This is a genomic window from Paraburkholderia bryophila (assembly GCF_013409255.1).
Lineage (GTDB): Bacteria > Pseudomonadota > Gammaproteobacteria > Burkholderiales > Burkholderiaceae > Paraburkholderia.
This window is the reverse complement of sequence record NZ_JACCAS010000002.1, coordinates 1,246,410-1,260,988: the sequence shown is the minus strand read 5'-3', so window position 1 is coordinate 1,260,988 and position 14,579 is coordinate 1,246,410. Positions and strand designations below refer to the sequence as shown.

Genomic DNA, 14,579 nt, shown 5'->3' with positions numbered 1-14,579 from the left:
CGGCTGGTATCTGTCGGTTTTATCAATCTGATGTCTACTCCGATCCCCTCCGTCGCCGATGCCGCGCCCGTGTTACGGGTGCATGGCGTCGGTAAGACCTATGCCGAACCCGTGCTGGCCGATGTCTCGCTCGATCTGCACGCGGGCGAAGTGCTCGCGCTGACCGGCGAAAACGGCGCGGGCAAGAGCACGCTGTCCAAAATCGTCGGTGGCCTCGTTACGCCGACCGCCGGCTCGATGTCGCTGGCGGGCGCGGCGTACGCGCCGGCCAGCCGCAAGGAAGCCGAGGCGCTCGGCGTGCGCATGGTCATGCAGGAGCTGAATCTTCTGCCGACGCTCTCGGTGGCCGAGAATCTTTTTCTGAATCGTTTGCCGCGGCGCGGCCCGTTCGGCTGGATCGACCGCGCCAAATTGCGCGAGGACGCGCGCCATGCAATGGCGCAAGTCGGGCTCGACGCGATCGACCCCGACACGCTGGTGAGTACCCTGGGCATCGGGCATCAGCAGATGGTCGAGATCGCGCGCAATTTGATCGGCGATTGCCGCGTGCTGATTCTCGACGAACCGACCGCGATGCTGACCGCCCGCGAAGTGGATCTCCTGTTCGAGCAGGTCGAGCGACTCAAGGCGAAGGGCGTGGCGCTGGTGTATATCTCCCACCGGCTCGAAGAATTGAAGCGGATCGCGCGGCGTGCCGCGGTGTTGCGCGACGGCCGGCTCGTGCATGTCGACGAGATGGCAAATCTCACGACCGACCGCCTCGTCACGCTGATGGTTGGGCGTGATATCGGCGAGCGGATCGACCTCGGCGAGCGGCGTATCGGCGACGTGGCGTTCAAGGTCAGCGGCATGACCCGCGAACCGGCAGTGCGCGATGTGACGTTCGAGGTCAAGGCCGGCGAAATTTTCGGCATCAGCGGATTGATCGGCGCGGGTCGCACGGAATTGCTGCGGCTCGTCTACGGCGCGGATCGCGCGGACGCCGGCACGGTGTCGATCGGGCGCCAAGGTGGCGCACCCTTGCCCGTGACGATCACGTCTCCCGCGGATGCCGTGAAGCATGGCATCGCATTGATCACGGAAGACCGCAAAGGCGAGGGGCTGTTACTGAGCCAGCCGATCGCGGCCAACATTTCGCTGGGCCATTTGCGCTCGGTGTCGAGCAAGGGCGTGGTGGACGGCCGTCGCGAGGCGGCGCTCGCCACGCGGCAGATCGACGCCATGCGCATTCGTAGCGCGGGACCGGCGCAGCCCGTGTCGGAGTTGTCCGGCGGCAATCAGCAGAAGGTGGTGATCGGCCGCTGGCTGGCGCGCGATTGTTCGGTGCTGCTGTTCGACGAACCGACGCGCGGTATCGACGTCGGCGCGAAGTTCGACATCTATGCGTTGATGGGCGCGTTGGCGAGAGAAGGCCGCGCCCTGGTGGTGGTATCGAGCGATCTGCGCGAATTGATGTCGATTTGCGACCGGATCGGCGTGATGTCGGCCGGCCGGATGACGGGTCTGTTCGAGCGCGGTGCCTGGACCCAGGACGCGCTGCTGGCCGCGGCGTTTGCCGGCTACGCGAAGCGCGACGACATGCTGCACGCGCCCATCGAACCCGACGCGAAAGCGCCCGACGAAAGAAAATTAGTGGAGTATTGAGCATGACCGCACCAACCAGCCTGCCCACGCTGCAGAGCGAACCCCCGAAGAAAGCGAAGTCGATCGGCACGCGCCTCGGCTTGTCGAACTACCTCGGACTGCTCGGCGCACTCCTTGGCATGATCGTGCTGTTCTCGCTGCTGAGTTCGCACTTCCTGAGCTACGACACGTTCAGCACGATTGCGAACCAGATTCCCGATCTCGTCGTGATGTCGGTCGGCATGACCTTCGTGCTGATTATCGCGGGCATCGATCTGTCGGTCGGCTCCGTGCTGGCGCTCGGCGCGGCCCTGACCAGCGTCGCGGCCTTGCAGTGGCATTGGCCGGCGCTACCGTCGGCGCTGCTCGGCATGGCCGGCGCAACGCTGACCGGTTGCGTGACCGGCGCGATCACCGTGGCGTGGCGGATTCCGTCGTTCATCGTGTCGCTCGGTGTGCTCGAAGCGGCGCGCGGCGTCGCGTATCAGCTCACGAATTCGCGCACCGCTTATATCGGCGACGCCTTCGATTTTCTGTCGAACCCGATCGCGTTCGGCATTTCGCCGGCGTTCCTGATCGCGATCGCCGTGATGGTGGCCGCCCAGTTTCTGCTGACGCGTACGGTGTTTGGCCGCTACCTGGTCGGCATCGGTACCAATGAAGAAGCGGTGCGTCTCGCGGGCGTCGATCCGCGGCCCTACAAGATTGCCGTGTTCGCCATGATGGGCCTGCTGGCCGGTCTCGCCGCGCTGTTCCAGATTTCCCGGCTCGAAGCCGCGGACCCGAACGCCGGGCAAGGCATCGAGCTGCAGGTGATCGCGGCGGTGGTGATCGGCGGGACGAGTTTGATGGGCGGGCGCGGTTCGGTGACGAGCACCTTTTTCGGCGTGTTGATCATTTCGGTTCTGGCCGCGGGCCTCGCCCAGATCGGCGCGACCGAGCCGACCAAACGCATCATCACGGGGGCCGTCATCGTGGTGGCCGTCGTGCTGGATACTTATCGAAGCCGGCGTCGCGCCGCATAATTCGACCATTCGCTGAATGGTGAGCAGGAGAATGAACGTGTCAAAAGAGACGAAACAGGGCCGCGTCCTGGTGGTGGGCAGCATCAATACCGATCTGGTCGCGCGCGCGCCGCATCTGCCGCGTCCGGGAGAGACCATCGGCGGACATGAGTTCTCGCAGGTCGCCGGCGGCAAAGGCGGCAATCAGGCCGTTGCGGCCGCGCGGATGGGCGCGCAGGTGGCCATGGTCGGCTGCGTCGGCAAAGACGCGAATGGGGCCCAGCGGGTCAAGGATCTGGAAGCCGAGGGTATCGACTGCAGCGGGATCGAGGTGCATCCGACCCAGCCCACCGGCGTCGCGATGGTGACGGTGTCGGACGACGGGCAGAATACGATCGTCGTGGTGGCGGGCAGCAACGGCGAACTCACGCCTGAAGGCGTCGCTCGCCACGAAGCCGCGATCAAGGCTTGCGACATCGTGGTGTGCCAGTTGGAAACGCCGCCGGATGCGGTTCACGCGACCCTCGCGCTCGCTCGTCGGCTCGGCAAGGTCACCGTGCTGAACCCGGCGCCGGCCACCGGTCCGCTGCCGGCGGAATGGCTGCCGCTCGTCGACTATCTCGTGCCGAACGAGGTCGAGGCCGCTATCCTGGCCGGCCTGCCGGTCGAGTCGGAAAGCGGCGCACGACGGGCGGCCACCGAATTGCAACGCGGCGGCGCGCGCAATGTGATCGTCACGCTGGGCGCGCAGGGCGCCTATCTGCTGGTGGACGGCGGCGAAGGCAAGCATTTTCCCGCACCGCAAGTCCAGGCCGTCGACACAACCGCAGCCGGCGATACCTTTATCGGCGTGTTTGCCGCGCAGCTCGCTGCACGCCAGCCTCTCGAAGGCGCCATCAGCCTCGCGCAACGCGCGGCATCGATCTCCGTGACGCGCGCCGGTGCGCAGCCGTCCATTCCGAATCGCGCTGAAGTGGATAGCGCAGCCTGACACGGGCGCCTGTTGTGTGATGTGAGGCTGTCCGTACCGCCACCCTCCCCGGGTGGCTCGACGTTGATTTATCGACACCCTCCCGCGAGGGCGTTGCTTCGTTAATCACGCTCTAAACTGGACGAAAAACATGAAATCACAATGTCTAGGTATCCTGATGGTATCGGCGGTGCTAGCCGGCTGCGGAGGTAGCGTAACGGCTACCGATCCGCTGGCCACCGCGCCGAAAATCATCATCGACTCGGACTTCAACACAATGGGCGACGACGGTCAGCTCTTCGCCATGACCACGCAGTTGATGGGGCAAGGCAAGGTCAATCTGCTCGGGCTCACGGTGGTCACCGGCAATGACTGGTTGCTGCAGGAAGAATCGGATGCGTTGAAGGCCGTGGAACGCATGGGCGTGCAGAACGTGGTGGGCGTCTACGGCGGTGCGGACTATCCGCTGCAATACGACGTAGCGGGTATTCGCGCGCAGCAGGCGGTCAATCCCCAAGGCTATTTCGGCGCCTGGAGCCGGCCTGAGCCGACTCAACAGTCGCAGCTTGTCGCGCCGCCGGACGGCTTCGCGGTATCGACGAAACTGCAGACGCAAAGCGCCGCGGACTTCATGATCCAGACTATCAAGCGCTATCCGAATCAGGTGACGATTCTAGAAGTCGGTCCGCCGACCAATCTCGCCACGGCCATCATGAAGGCGCCGGAGATCGTGCCGCTGATCAAACAGATCGTCTACATGGGCGGCGCGATGGCGGTGCCGGGCAACGCGAACGCCGTGGCCGAGCTGAACTGGTGGTTCGATCCGCTTGCCGTGCGCACGGTATTGCAGACAACGATTCCGCAGGCCGTCATTCCACTCGACGTCACGAACACGGTGCCGCTCTCGCAAAGCGTGTACGACCAGATCGTCAACAACCCGAACAAGCAGACCGCGGTGACGAAGGCGTATGGCATTGCGAATGCAGGCGCGTTCGCCGATAACACCGATCTGTTCGACACGTTGACGATCGCGTACTTTCTCGATCCGACGTATGCCACGCAGACCAGGAGCGCTTACCTCGATATCGACACTACGAGCAGCGAAAATCAAGGGCATGTGACGGTTTATCCGGACCAGCCTGCGTCCGGTGCTTCGCCGAACAAGATCACGTACGTCACGCAGTTCGACAACAACCGGTTCTTCAGTCTCTATGTCGATCTGCTGACGCGTCCGGTGCCGATTGCGCTGCCGTGACACGGCTCGCCGACTCTCTCATGCGGATTGAATACCGTGCTGTTCGTACCGACGTTGCCTGACGAAAAAGCGGTAAGGTAGCGTCGGTGGTCACGAATGGCGGTGCCAGCTCTTTTCAGGTTGGCTTAAGAGACGGTCTTTCAAAGGCGATATGAACAATAAGAAATTGCTCCGCGTCGGATTGTTTGCTTGTGCGATAACGCTCGCGCTGTGGCGATGTTCCGCCATGGCGACGGAATTCGAGCCCACGGCGACGGACCTGCATGAAACCGTCGTGTCGGTGCCGATGACAGACAAAGGATTCTTCGGCACCCGCCAGCGCGAACTCGTCGCGACGACCTACATGCCCGACGGCGCCGGTCCGTTCCCGCTGATCGTTCTCAGTCACGGCAATCCGCCGAATGCCCGTGACCGCGTGAAGGTAGGCCGTTATCGCAAGATCACGCAGATTCGCGAGTTCGTACGGATGGGCTTTGCGGTCATCGTGCCGATACGTCGCGGCTATGGCGCAACAGGCGGTACGTTCGCCGAAGACGGCGGCTCATGCAAACGGCCTGACTTCGTGGCGGCCGGCGACGCGGCTGCCCAGGATTTGCTGGCCACGATCGCCTTCGCCGACACGCTACCGCAAGTCGACAAAGCCCGGGTGATCCTGGTGGGGCAATCGGCGGGTGGGTTCGCGTCACTCGCCGCGGCCAGCTACGCTCCCCCGGGCCTTATCGCCGTCGTCAATTTCTCCGGTGGCCGCGGCGGGCGCCCCGCCACCAATCCGGGCGACCCGTGTGGGCCTGACAGAATGGCCGAGGCCATTGGGCACTATGCGTCGACCATCCATGTTCCGGTTCTTTGGCACTACGTCCAAAACGACATGTATTTCTCGCCCGATGTCGTCCGGACCTGGTTCAGCGCGTTTCAGGCCGCGGGCGGTCAGGGACAACTGGTGATCGAGCAGCCCTTTGGCCGCGATGGTCACGGCATGTTCGCCGTGGACAGTGCGATTCCTATCTGGGAGCCGGGGTTCCAGAGCTTTATTGCTTCCGTGCTGCATTCGACGAATGCGGGAAATAACGCTTCGCTGGACGCGGTCAAATCGACGCAGTAGGCTAGACGTGCTGGACGACATAGCTTGGTGATGCTGGCCCTAACCGACAACGTGGAGCCGAAACATGCAAGTAAGCACGGAAACGCTCGTTGAGATGCTGCGAGAGGTCGAAGCCGACGACCCGATCGATTACGCCGACCTGCCATTCGGAGAGCAGGAACTCAGGCAGCTCGTGATGAGTTCTCTGGTTGAGCGTCACCACCAGGTCGAAGCCGGCAGCATGGCTGTGTCCGACATTCACGCGCTTTACCTGTTGAGCACCGCCAAGCTGGTGCTGGAAAACACGGTGCTTCACGCACGGCTGCTTCTGCTTCAGGGGCAGCAGGTGGATGTCCAGGCGCTGCTGGCTCCGTTCACGCTTAGAGGCAAGCCGTAATCGGAATACGGTTGCGGTTAATTCTGTCGCGAAGAGGGCAGCCACGTAACGGCGAAGCGAACCGCTATTTCCGGATCGCCCGCCTGACCGATGCGCTGCTCTTTCTGCAATTGACGCACAAACCGAACAACACCAATCGTCGCCCCGACACCGCGAACTCGAATTGCTCCGCGACGGCTTGCTGACGCGCCTCGATTTCAGCATCGAAGAATTCATGAACGCCGCCACACGCATTGCAAACGATGTGGTCGTGCGGATTGCCGTCATTCAGCTCATAGACCGTGCGGCCGTCACCGAACGCTACGTTGGACAGCAACCGCCCGTCCACGAGTTGAGCCAGAACCCGGTAAACCGTTGCCAGACTCATGTTGCGGGAGTCTTCGTTGAGACGCACGTAAACCGCCTCGGCCGCGAGATGTTCATGAGCGTGCGCCTGAAAAAATTCCAGCACCAGGACGCGAGGAAACGTGGGTCGCAAACCGGCTCGCTCAAGAATTCTGTGAGTGTTCATGGACTTGGTGGAAACGAGGACGGCGGGGCGGAGGGCGGCGAGGCTAGGCGACGCATTCAGGGGCGTCGTCGAATCGAGGAAATCGGGGGAATACCTTCGCTCTGTGGGCAGAGGGCGAACCGCCAGTGGCCGAACTATGCGTGCCCGCTCCTTAAGGGAACCTTAAGCGAGCGTTTCGAACGGCGAAAAGCCGCGCGATAGAAAGTCGCGCGGCGCGTTGGCCGGTAATCTGTATCGATCGGCGCGGATCGGTTGAATCCGCAACTTCAGCCGGTCTTCAGGCCGCGCGTATTGAACAGGGCATCAAGCCTTACCGCTCATCCTGTCCATGATCGTCAAAAGATCAGCGAGGGACTGCTTGCATTCGGCCGCGTCCGGTGTGCCGGCGCGCAATGCGCTCAGCGCGCGGTCAATGGCTTTGTCGACGGTGTGCCAGTCCGCGGCGGCGCGTGGCTTCAGCGACGGCTCGGCATCGTCCCAGGTGAGTTCGAGATCTTTGATTCGCGCTTTGCCGCCCGCGAGATCGCCCTTGTCGACAAGCGCCTTGGCGTCGGTGGCAATCTTGCGGAATGGCGTCAAATCGCCGAGCTTTGAGGCTTTGACCGACTCAGCGGCGTTGGCGGATAAAAGGCTGAGCCCTCGCGCGTCGAGATGGCCGAAGCTGATAGCGGAAAGGGCGATAAACGAAGCGATGACCGCTTTATTGAGCGTGGCTTGATTCATGATGGTTCTCTTCTGTTTGATTTGGCTAGGATTAGCGGCGGACTATTTGGAAGCTCGTTTCGAGGCAGGCGTGCTTACGGTTCGCGCCGCAGTCGCATTCGCGGTAGCGGTAGCGCTCGCGAAGATGACCAGTACGGCGATCGCGGTGAGAAAGAGCAGGCTGGTGTTGATGGTGCCGAGTCCGACGCCGCCATACGCCTGCGACTGGGAAAGCAGATCGCCGAACGAAGCCCCCAATGGCCGCGTCAGAATGTAGGCGAGCCAGAACGTCAGTACCGGATTGCTGCCGACGTAATAGAGCGTGCTGACGAGAGCGATGAGTGCACCGAATACGACGACGCCGATGACGAACCCCAAGCCCAGCGCTTCGGTGGCGAGATCGCCTGCTGCCGTGCCTAAAGCGAAAGTGAACAACACGGCCGCCCAATAGAAAAGCTCTCTACGCGTCGTGTTGATGGTGTGAATCGAAAGGGTGCGCTCGCTGCGATACCAAAGTCCGAACACCACGGCTAGCGCCAGCGCGAACGCAATCGTGCTCGCGTACAGACTCACGCCGAGCTTGTCGGTCAACGCGTCGGTGATCTGCGTGCCGACTACGCTGACCAGCACCACGGTCAGCCAGTAGATCCAAGGCACGTACTTGCGCGTGCGAAGCTGCCCCGCGAGCGCGGCCAGCAACAACACGAGCATCATGCCGCCCGTCACCGCGGTGCCGAGGCCGACATGCACGGCCAGATAATCCGCGCCGGTTTCGCCGACGGTGGTGGCCATGATCTTGATCGCCCAGAAGACGAGTGTCGCCTCAGGCACTTTGTTGCTCATCGTAGCCACACGATAATTCGCGGTCTCTAGCAAGGTGATTCTCCCGTTGATAAGCGCTCGGTTCGACGCGGTGATTCGCGCGATCACGCTCAACCAGTGCACCGACTATGCAACGAGGAACCTTATGCAAGCCTTATGTTCGGGCGTTGGGGAGCCGTTGCTACTCGTGGGCGGCCGCCGCCTGGTCGGCCACGGGCTTTGATACGCTACGACCGTGCGATACCTGTGCGGTATATCGTTGTTCAATCGCTATTAACGCGCCGCCCGATATTGCTTAGACTGCGTCTTTAACGCCAATCACTTTTCCAATCCACTCGCCGTATGCCTCGACAGTCCAATTCGTCGCCGGTTAAACCGCGCAGAGCGCCCAGCCAGCCCCGCTCCGAACGCATGGTCGCCACGTTGCTCGAAGCAGCCGCCCAGGTCCTCGAAAACAAGGGGCTCGAAGGTTTCAATACGAACGCGGTGGCGGAGCGCGCCGGTGTCAGCATAGGCTCGCTGTACCAGTACTTCCCCAGCAAAGACGCGCTCACGTTCGGGCTGATGCAGCGTGAAAGCGAAGGCTTCTATCAGGAGGCGCTGGCGGCGCTCGACCATGCCAGCGGACCGGTCGCGCTCGATCATCTGATTGGCGTATCGGTGCGGCAGCAGTTCGCGCGCCCCACGCTCGCGCGGCTGCTCGACGTCGAAGAGAGCCGGCCGGACATGCGCGCGGCGCTCTCCACGAAGGGCTCGATACGCGCCTTGCTGACGGAAATCCTTGCGCGTGACGGTCTACCGCCGCAAGAGGACACGTTGGTCGCCGCGCGCGATCTGTTGGCGATGATTCGCGGCCTCGTCGACGCGGCGGGCGAACGGGAAGAGACGGACATGGCCGGACTCATTCGCCGCGTGACGGCCGCCGTGTTCGGCTATCTCACGATGATGTCGGCCACGGACGCCGCCTCGGCGCGCGATTCTTCGGCTCCGCGCGCGGAAGGATCGCCGCAATCTCAGGATAAACGCGAGCAAGCCCCGCGCAAAACCTCCCCGCGCGCCCGGAAACGCCCGTAGCACGGGCCTGAGCGGTCATCGGTGCAGCGTCGGGCGACGCGAGTATTGAACGCGAGCTTTTACTCGTAACATTCTCCGTACGGAACGCAACGAGCGATCCGCATCAACGGAGATCGACATGACCGATATCACCACCATGAAGCTCAATCACATGAGCTTCCCCTCGTCCGACGTTAGCGCCACGGCGACCTTCTTCGAACAACATCTCGGCTGCACGGTAGCCGGCCGCGGCGGTAGCTGGTTTCTGAAACGCCCCGGATTCGACATCGTGATCGACAACGCCGCCGACCATCCGGTTGCGTGGCCGCACAACTTTCACATCGGCTTCGAACTGGGAACCCTCGACGACGTTCGCGCGCTTCACGACCGCATGGCCACGGCCGGCGTCGTGATGAAAACCGGCGTGTTCAAACACGAACGCGGCTCGCGGTTTTTCTGCGAAGTGCCCGGCGGCGTACTCGTCGAAATCAATACCCGGTCCGATGCCGACGAAGCGTATCGCGGCACCTTCGACCTTTGACATCTTCAATCGCATTTCCGCCAAACCTAAATGGCCGCGCGGACATGCAGGAGCTTTAGCCTATGCAAGTATTCGTAACCGGAGCCACCGGATGGGTCGGGTCCGCCGTGGTCCGTGAGTTGCTCGACGCCGGCCACCAGGTGACGGGCCTTGTCCGTTCCGACGACAAGGCGGCTGCGCTGGCTGCGACCGGCGCGCGGGTTATCCGTGGCACGCTCGAAGACCTCGACGCGTTGCACAGTGCCGCGTCGGCGGCGGATGCGGTGATTCACACCGCTTTCAACCACGACTTCTCCCGATTCGTCGAGAACGCCGAGCAGGAACGGCGCGCGATCGAGGCATTCGGAAGTGCGTTGCAAGGCTCGGACCGTCCGCTTCTCGTGACCTCGGGGCTCGCGCATATCGCATCAGGCCGTGCCGCGACCGAAGCGGACGTGCCCGACCCCTCTTTTCCCCGCAAGTCGGAAGCCGCTGCACGAGCGCTGGTGGAGCGCGGCGTGCGCGCCGCGACGGTCCGGCTCGCACCGTCGGTTCACGGTACGGGCGACCATGGTTTCGTCCCGATGCTGATCCGCATGGCGCGCGAGACGGGCGTGTCCGCCTATCTCGGCGAAGGCCTGAACCGCTGGGGCGGCGTGCATCGGCTGGATGCCGCGCGGGTCTACCGGCTAGCGGTCGAGCAGGGCGTGACCGAGTCCGTCTACCATGCGGTCGCGGATGAGGGCGTGTTGTTCAAGGATCTCGCCGAGGTGATTGGACGCCGGCTCGGCCTGCCGGTCGAATCGCGCGGCCGTGAACACTTCGGCTGGTTCGCGGGTTTCGTCGGCGCGGACATGGCCGGCGTCAGCGCGCGCACGCGCTCGCTGCTCGGCTGGTCGCCGACAGGTCCGGATCTACTCACCGATATCGATCAACCCGGCTACTACGCCGTCTGACGACGTGGCGCGGCGGCTCGCACGCCGCTTTGCGCCACGACATTCCCGGCCGCCGTTCGGCGGGCCACAAAGATTCTTCAAACGGCCCACAATATCCGCGATCCTGAAACGTCTTCAGACGCATGGAACCGCAGCCCACCCCGGACACGATGAAAGACCGAGATAGCGATATCACCGCGACTGTGGTGCGTGAGCGCATGAAGCTCGGGAATTTTATCCGGCGCCGTGTGCGCGATCCCGGCGAGGCCGAGGACATCTTGCAGGACGTCTTCTACGAGTTCGTGCAGGCGTACCGGCTTCCCGCTCCCATCGAACAGGCGAGCGCGTGGCTATTTCGCGCTGCGCGTAATCGCATCATCGACCGTTTTCGCAAGAAGAAAGAGCAACCGCTATCGGAACTCACCGACGACGGAGAGGAAGCCGATTACGAGTATCGACTCGATCTCGCGTTGCCCGCACATGACGCAGGTCCTGAAGCGCTGTATGCGCGCGCCGCATTGCTCGAAACCTTGCAGGATGCACTCGACGATTTGCCGCCCAATCAGCGCGACGTGTTCATCGCGCACGAGTTGGAGGGGCGCCCGTTCAAGGCGTTGGCAGCGGAAACGGGTGTCGCGATCAACACCCTGCTTGCGCGCAAACGCTATGCGGTGTTGCATCTGCGCGCCCGCCTGCAAGTGGTTTATGACGAACTGGATCTTTAAAGGAGTCGACGGATGAAATCTCGAATCAAATGTATTGCATTAGTGCCGCTCGTGGTGGTCGGCGTCGCCGTGCTCGGATGGGCAGTGATGACGTTGTGGAATTGGGTGGTTCCGGCGCTGTTCGTCGGTGCCCGCCTGATCGATTTCTGGCACGCATTGGGTTTGCTGATATTGAGCCGCATTCTGTTCGGCGGTTTCCGCGGACACGGCGGCGGCTGGCGCGAGCGGCGGCATTGGCGCAAATGGCAGGCCATGACGCCCGAAGAACGCGAGCAATTCCAGGCGACATGGCAAACCCGTTTCGGCCGACGCGAAGGAGAATGAACATGCGCCAGAAAGCGACCGCCGAGTGCAAGCAGGAGGCGGGTGTGATCGTGCCTGTGGTCGACCTGCGCCGCTGTGAAGGCAAGGGGGACTGTCTGGAAGTGTGCCCCGAGAACGTGTTCGAGATCCGCCGTATCGACGACGCCGACTACGCGAAGCTCGGCGCAATGAATCGCTTCAAGCTGCGGGTGCATGGAATGAAAGTGGCCTACACGCCGAACGCCGACGCTTGCCGTTCGTGCGGACTCTGCGTGACGGCCTGCCCCGAACGCGCGATCAAACTGGCCAGAGCATCGTAGTTGGCGTCACGCAATCGATTTTCCTGTCGATTCGCTGTCAATACACCTATCTGATAGACGCACCTGGTCAATACGGCCATCGCAGCGCCAGGTTCGCGCCATCTAAACTGTGTATGGCCGAAACCGTGCACGAGCAACCAATTCGTTCGGAATCTTGGAGAACGCACAGCCGGCGCCCAGCCGGCTGTTTCTATTTGCGGATACCCTCTGTGCGCCAGGATGAATCTATTCCAGTAGATCGAATAGGCAGTTGAGCTTGACATCTTTGCCTTCCAGAATGGCCACTCGGCCACTCACTCTCTCGTCGTCCCAATGCGCGGTTCCCCACGCCTGAATCAACCCGATTCATTGTGTTTACGTAATAATCGCGCAGCATACCGATCCACTTACCAACAAAAATGTGCAGGTCATGGCTTTCAGCGAACCAAGGTCTCCGTTTTTTAAGTGGATCGTCTCTTCCGCTCAGAACCTGAGCGCGGACAATCGGCAGGTACTGCTTGCCAATCTGTTCACACGCACCGCGTCGATCGTATTCGCGTCGATCTGTGAAATCAGCGTTTGCGCGACGGCGTTCTATCTTTATCCCAATGCGCTCTACGCCGGCTGGGGCGTGGCTGTCGTCGCGCTGCTGATTGCCCGCCTCGCACTAATCTGGTTGAACTGCACCCGTAGCGCTCGCGGCCAGCCGACTCCTACATCCGCGTTTCTATTCGCCAGCCTGCTCTGGAGTGCGCTATTCGGATTCGGTACGCTGCTGTGCAATACGAGCGGCGACGCGACACTATTCCTGCTCGGAAACGTTTGCGCTGTCGGCGTGATCGGTGGCCTGGCGGGACGCAATGCAGGCACCCCGCGGCTCGTGTTGCTGCAGATTACGTTCATTCTCGGGCTGCTGGGTCTTGGCGCGGCGCTGTCGCCCGGCTCCGGCAAACTCGTGTTGCTGTTCCAGGCGCCATTCTGTGCAGCCGGATTTTTCACCGTGGCGCTGCGCAGCAATCGCGACACGGTCGCCTTGCTGCTGGCGCGTGAAAATAGTCATCGTCTTGCCCGTCAGGACAGTCTCACGGGCTTGCCGAATCGCGCACGGCTCAGCGAACTGCTGCTGGAGCGCACCGAATTGGGCGCGTTGCGTGAGGATCAACAATTCGCGGTGCTGCTGATCGATCTGGACGGTTTCAAGGCGATCAACGACAGCCTGGGTCACGCGGCGGGCGATCAGATCCTTCAGGAAGCCGCAATCCGCTTGCGCGAAGTACTGCCGAGCGGCGATCTCGTCGGACGCCTGGCGGGCGACGAGTTCGTCGCCATTTCAGACGCAACGGGGCAAGCGCGCGACGTGCGTATCCTGGCGGATCGCATCGTCAAAACATTGGCACGGCCGTTCGCTTTGCGTGAGGCGCTGGTGCATATCGGCGCGAGCGTGGGCGTCTCGCTCTATCCGGAACACGCGCAGACGGGGCCGCAATTGCTGATCTGCGCCGACCGTGCGTTGTATTCGGTCAAACGCAGCGGCAAAAGCGCGTTCGCGCTGTTCGATGCCGGCAAGCATGCGTCGGACGAGAGTCTGAGCTTGCTGCGCAGTGACCTGGAAGGCGCATTGCAGTCATATAGCGGCTTGCGCATGGAGTATCAGCCGATTGTCGATCTCAGTAGCGGCGCGGTGTCCGGCCGAGAAGCGTTGATTCGCTGGACGCATCCCAGTCGCGGCGAGCTGCCGCCTTCCGCGTTCATTCCCACTGCCGAGCGTACCGGCCTGATTCTGGCCTTGGGCGAATGGGCGTTGCTGCAGTCCTGCAAGGAAGCCGCGACCTGGCAAGATAAGGTCACGGTCGCCGTGAATGTGTCGCCGGTGCAATTGCGGGAGGAATCGTTTGCTTCGAGTGTGGCGGCGATTCTTCGTAAAACGAAGCTCCCGCCCGTACGACTGAATATCGAGGTCACGGAAACCGTACTGCTGAATGACGACGTCGTCACCCGGCGCAACGTCGCGAGGCTGCGCGCATTGGGTATCGGACTCGCGCTCGACGATTTCGGCACGGGCTTCTCGACCATGTCGACGCTCGTGCGCTTCTCGTTCGACAAGCTGAAGATCGACAGTTCCTTCGTCAAGGAGTCGGTGCATCGTCGCGAATCCGCCGCGGTGGTTCGCGGGATCGTTGCACTGGCACGCGAAATCGGCATTCCGACCACGGCGGAAGGGATCGAAACGCAGGAACAGTTGGACTTCGTGCGGGTATGCGGTTGCACGCACGCTCAGGGCTTTCTGCTCGGCAAACCCGTGCGAGGCAGCGAGATTGCGCAAATCGACGAACCGGTTATCGCTCATTCAGCGGATAAGGAATGAGTGGCAACGGATGT

General features: G+C 62.3%; 16 protein-coding genes. 13 read left to right on the top strand and 3 right to left on the bottom strand.

Annotated features, from left to right (window positions below; all coding sequences use genetic code 11):
* Window positions 1-30 precede the first annotated feature (30 nt).
* The 6 genes from GGD40_RS26835 to GGD40_RS26810 all read left to right on the top strand — a co-directional run bounded on the left by GGD40_RS26835 (window position 31) and on the right by GGD40_RS26810 (window position 6,330).
* On the top strand, window positions 31-1,644 hold the full coding sequence (locus GGD40_RS26835) for a sugar ABC transporter ATP-binding protein (protein ID WP_179745683.1): 1,614 nt from the start codon (window positions 31-33) through the stop codon (window positions 1,642-1,644).
* Between the two features lie 2 nt (window positions 1,645-1,646).
* Window positions 1,647-2,648 (top strand): ABC transporter permease, encoded by a 1,002-nt coding sequence (locus tag GGD40_RS26830; RefSeq protein ID WP_179745682.1) that lies wholly within the window; start codon window positions 1,647-1,649, stop codon window positions 2,646-2,648.
* 37 nt (window positions 2,649-2,685) lie between these two features.
* Entirely contained in the window at window positions 2,686-3,618 is a 933-nt protein-coding gene (rbsK, locus tag GGD40_RS26825) for a ribokinase (RefSeq protein WP_373565366.1), read from the top strand.
* A gap of 130 nt (window positions 3,619-3,748) precedes the next feature.
* The gene (locus GGD40_RS26820; RefSeq protein WP_179745681.1) at window positions 3,749-4,852 is read left to right on the top strand and encodes a nucleoside hydrolase; all 1,104 of its coding nucleotides are present in this window, start codon (window positions 3,749-3,751) and stop codon (window positions 4,850-4,852) included.
* A 226-nt stretch (window positions 4,853-5,078) separates the two neighbouring features.
* The gene (locus tag GGD40_RS26815; protein ID WP_179711542.1) at window positions 5,079-5,954 is read left to right on the top strand and encodes a dienelactone hydrolase family protein; all 876 of its coding nucleotides are present in this window, start codon (window positions 5,079-5,081) and stop codon (window positions 5,952-5,954) included.
* Between the two features lie 64 nt (window positions 5,955-6,018).
* A complete protein-coding gene (locus GGD40_RS26810; protein ID WP_179745680.1) occupies window positions 6,019-6,330 on the top strand; it encodes a hypothetical protein in 312 nt (103 codons plus the stop codon).
* Window positions 6,331-6,394: 64 nt separating this feature from the next.
* Here GGD40_RS26810 and GGD40_RS37420 read toward each other — a convergent pair whose 3' ends face one another.
* The 3 genes from GGD40_RS37420 to GGD40_RS26795 all read right to left on the bottom strand — a co-directional run bounded on the left by GGD40_RS37420 (window position 6,395) and on the right by GGD40_RS26795 (window position 8,386).
* Window positions 6,395-6,841: a Fur family transcriptional regulator gene (locus GGD40_RS37420; protein WP_179745679.1), complete on the bottom strand. Its 447-nt coding sequence runs from the start codon at window positions 6,839-6,841 to the stop codon at window positions 6,395-6,397.
* A gap of 303 nt (window positions 6,842-7,144) precedes the next feature.
* On the bottom strand, window positions 7,145-7,564 hold the full coding sequence (locus GGD40_RS26800; RefSeq protein WP_179745678.1) for a histidine kinase: 420 nt from the start codon (window positions 7,562-7,564) through the stop codon (window positions 7,145-7,147).
* Between the two features lie 42 nt (window positions 7,565-7,606).
* Window positions 7,607-8,386, bottom strand: coding sequence for a COG4705 family protein (locus GGD40_RS26795; protein WP_179745677.1), 780 nt, complete (start codon window positions 8,384-8,386; stop codon window positions 7,607-7,609).
* A gap of 390 nt (window positions 8,387-8,776) precedes the next feature.
* Here GGD40_RS26795 and GGD40_RS26790 point away from each other — a divergent pair, with 390 nt between their 5' ends.
* The 7 genes from GGD40_RS26790 to GGD40_RS26760 all read left to right on the top strand — a co-directional run bounded on the left by GGD40_RS26790 (window position 8,777) and on the right by GGD40_RS26760 (window position 14,565).
* On the top strand, window positions 8,777-9,439 hold the full coding sequence (locus GGD40_RS26790; protein ID WP_306456600.1) for a TetR/AcrR family transcriptional regulator: 663 nt from the start codon (window positions 8,777-8,779) through the stop codon (window positions 9,437-9,439).
* Window positions 9,440-9,557: 118 nt separating this feature from the next.
* A complete protein-coding gene (locus GGD40_RS26785; protein WP_179711555.1) occupies window positions 9,558-9,959 on the top strand; it encodes a VOC family protein in 402 nt (133 codons plus the stop codon).
* A gap of 62 nt (window positions 9,960-10,021) precedes the next feature.
* A complete protein-coding gene (locus GGD40_RS26780) occupies window positions 10,022-10,894 on the top strand; it encodes an SDR family oxidoreductase (protein WP_179745675.1) in 873 nt (290 codons plus the stop codon).
* A gap of 122 nt (window positions 10,895-11,016) precedes the next feature.
* Window positions 11,017-11,598, top strand: a complete 582-nt coding sequence (locus tag GGD40_RS26775; protein ID WP_179711556.1) for an RNA polymerase sigma factor — start codon at window positions 11,017-11,019, stop codon at window positions 11,596-11,598.
* Window positions 11,599-11,610: 12 nt separating this feature from the next.
* Complete coding sequence (locus tag GGD40_RS26770) at window positions 11,611-11,922, top strand: hypothetical protein (protein ID WP_179711558.1); 312 nt, start codon at window positions 11,611-11,613, stop codon at window positions 11,920-11,922.
* A gap of 2 nt (window positions 11,923-11,924) precedes the next feature.
* On the top strand, window positions 11,925-12,221 hold the full coding sequence (locus GGD40_RS26765; RefSeq protein ID WP_179711560.1) for a 4Fe-4S dicluster domain-containing protein: 297 nt from the start codon (window positions 11,925-11,927) through the stop codon (window positions 12,219-12,221).
* 409 nt (window positions 12,222-12,630) lie between these two features.
* A complete protein-coding gene (locus GGD40_RS26760) occupies window positions 12,631-14,565 on the top strand; it encodes a putative bifunctional diguanylate cyclase/phosphodiesterase (protein WP_179745674.1) in 1,935 nt (644 codons plus the stop codon).
* Window positions 14,566-14,579 lie beyond the last annotated feature (14 nt).

What these genes read in the sequence shown, in the direction of transcription:
- GGD40_RS26835 (WP_179745683.1), top strand. Translation starts at nt 31, where the DNA reads ATGTCTACTCCGATCCCCTCCGTCGCCGATGCCGCGCCCGTGTTACGG.
- GGD40_RS26830 (WP_179745682.1), top strand. Translation starts at nt 1,647, where the DNA reads ATGACCGCACCAACCAGCCTGCCCACGCTGCAGAGCGAACCCCCGAAG.
- GGD40_RS26820 (WP_179745681.1), top strand. Translation starts at nt 3,749, where the DNA reads ATGAAATCACAATGTCTAGGTATCCTGATGGTATCGGCGGTGCTAGCC.
- GGD40_RS26815 (WP_179711542.1), top strand. Translation starts at nt 5,079, where the DNA reads ATGGCGACGGAATTCGAGCCCACGGCGACGGACCTGCATGAAACCGTC.
- GGD40_RS26810 (WP_179745680.1), top strand. Translation starts at nt 6,019, where the DNA reads ATGCAAGTAAGCACGGAAACGCTCGTTGAGATGCTGCGAGAGGTCGAA.
- GGD40_RS37420 (WP_179745679.1), bottom strand. Translation starts at nt 6,841, where the DNA reads ATGAACACTCACAGAATTCTTGAGCGAGCCGGTTTGCGACCCACGTTT.
- GGD40_RS26800 (WP_179745678.1), bottom strand. Translation starts at nt 7,564, where the DNA reads ATGAATCAAGCCACGCTCAATAAAGCGGTCATCGCTTCGTTTATCGCC.
- GGD40_RS26795 (WP_179745677.1), bottom strand. Translation starts at nt 8,386, where the DNA reads ATGAGCAACAAAGTGCCTGAGGCGACACTCGTCTTCTGGGCGATCAAG.
- GGD40_RS26790 (WP_306456600.1), top strand. Translation starts at nt 8,777, where the DNA reads ATGGTCGCCACGTTGCTCGAAGCAGCCGCCCAGGTCCTCGAAAACAAG.
- GGD40_RS26785 (WP_179711555.1), top strand. Translation starts at nt 9,558, where the DNA reads ATGACCGATATCACCACCATGAAGCTCAATCACATGAGCTTCCCCTCG.
- GGD40_RS26780 (WP_179745675.1), top strand. Translation starts at nt 10,022, where the DNA reads ATGCAAGTATTCGTAACCGGAGCCACCGGATGGGTCGGGTCCGCCGTG.
- GGD40_RS26775 (WP_179711556.1), top strand. Translation starts at nt 11,017, where the DNA reads ATGGAACCGCAGCCCACCCCGGACACGATGAAAGACCGAGATAGCGAT.
- GGD40_RS26770 (WP_179711558.1), top strand. Translation starts at nt 11,611, where the DNA reads ATGAAATCTCGAATCAAATGTATTGCATTAGTGCCGCTCGTGGTGGTC.
- GGD40_RS26765 (WP_179711560.1), top strand. Translation starts at nt 11,925, where the DNA reads ATGCGCCAGAAAGCGACCGCCGAGTGCAAGCAGGAGGCGGGTGTGATC.
- GGD40_RS26760 (WP_179745674.1), top strand. Translation starts at nt 12,631, where the DNA reads ATGGCTTTCAGCGAACCAAGGTCTCCGTTTTTTAAGTGGATCGTCTCT.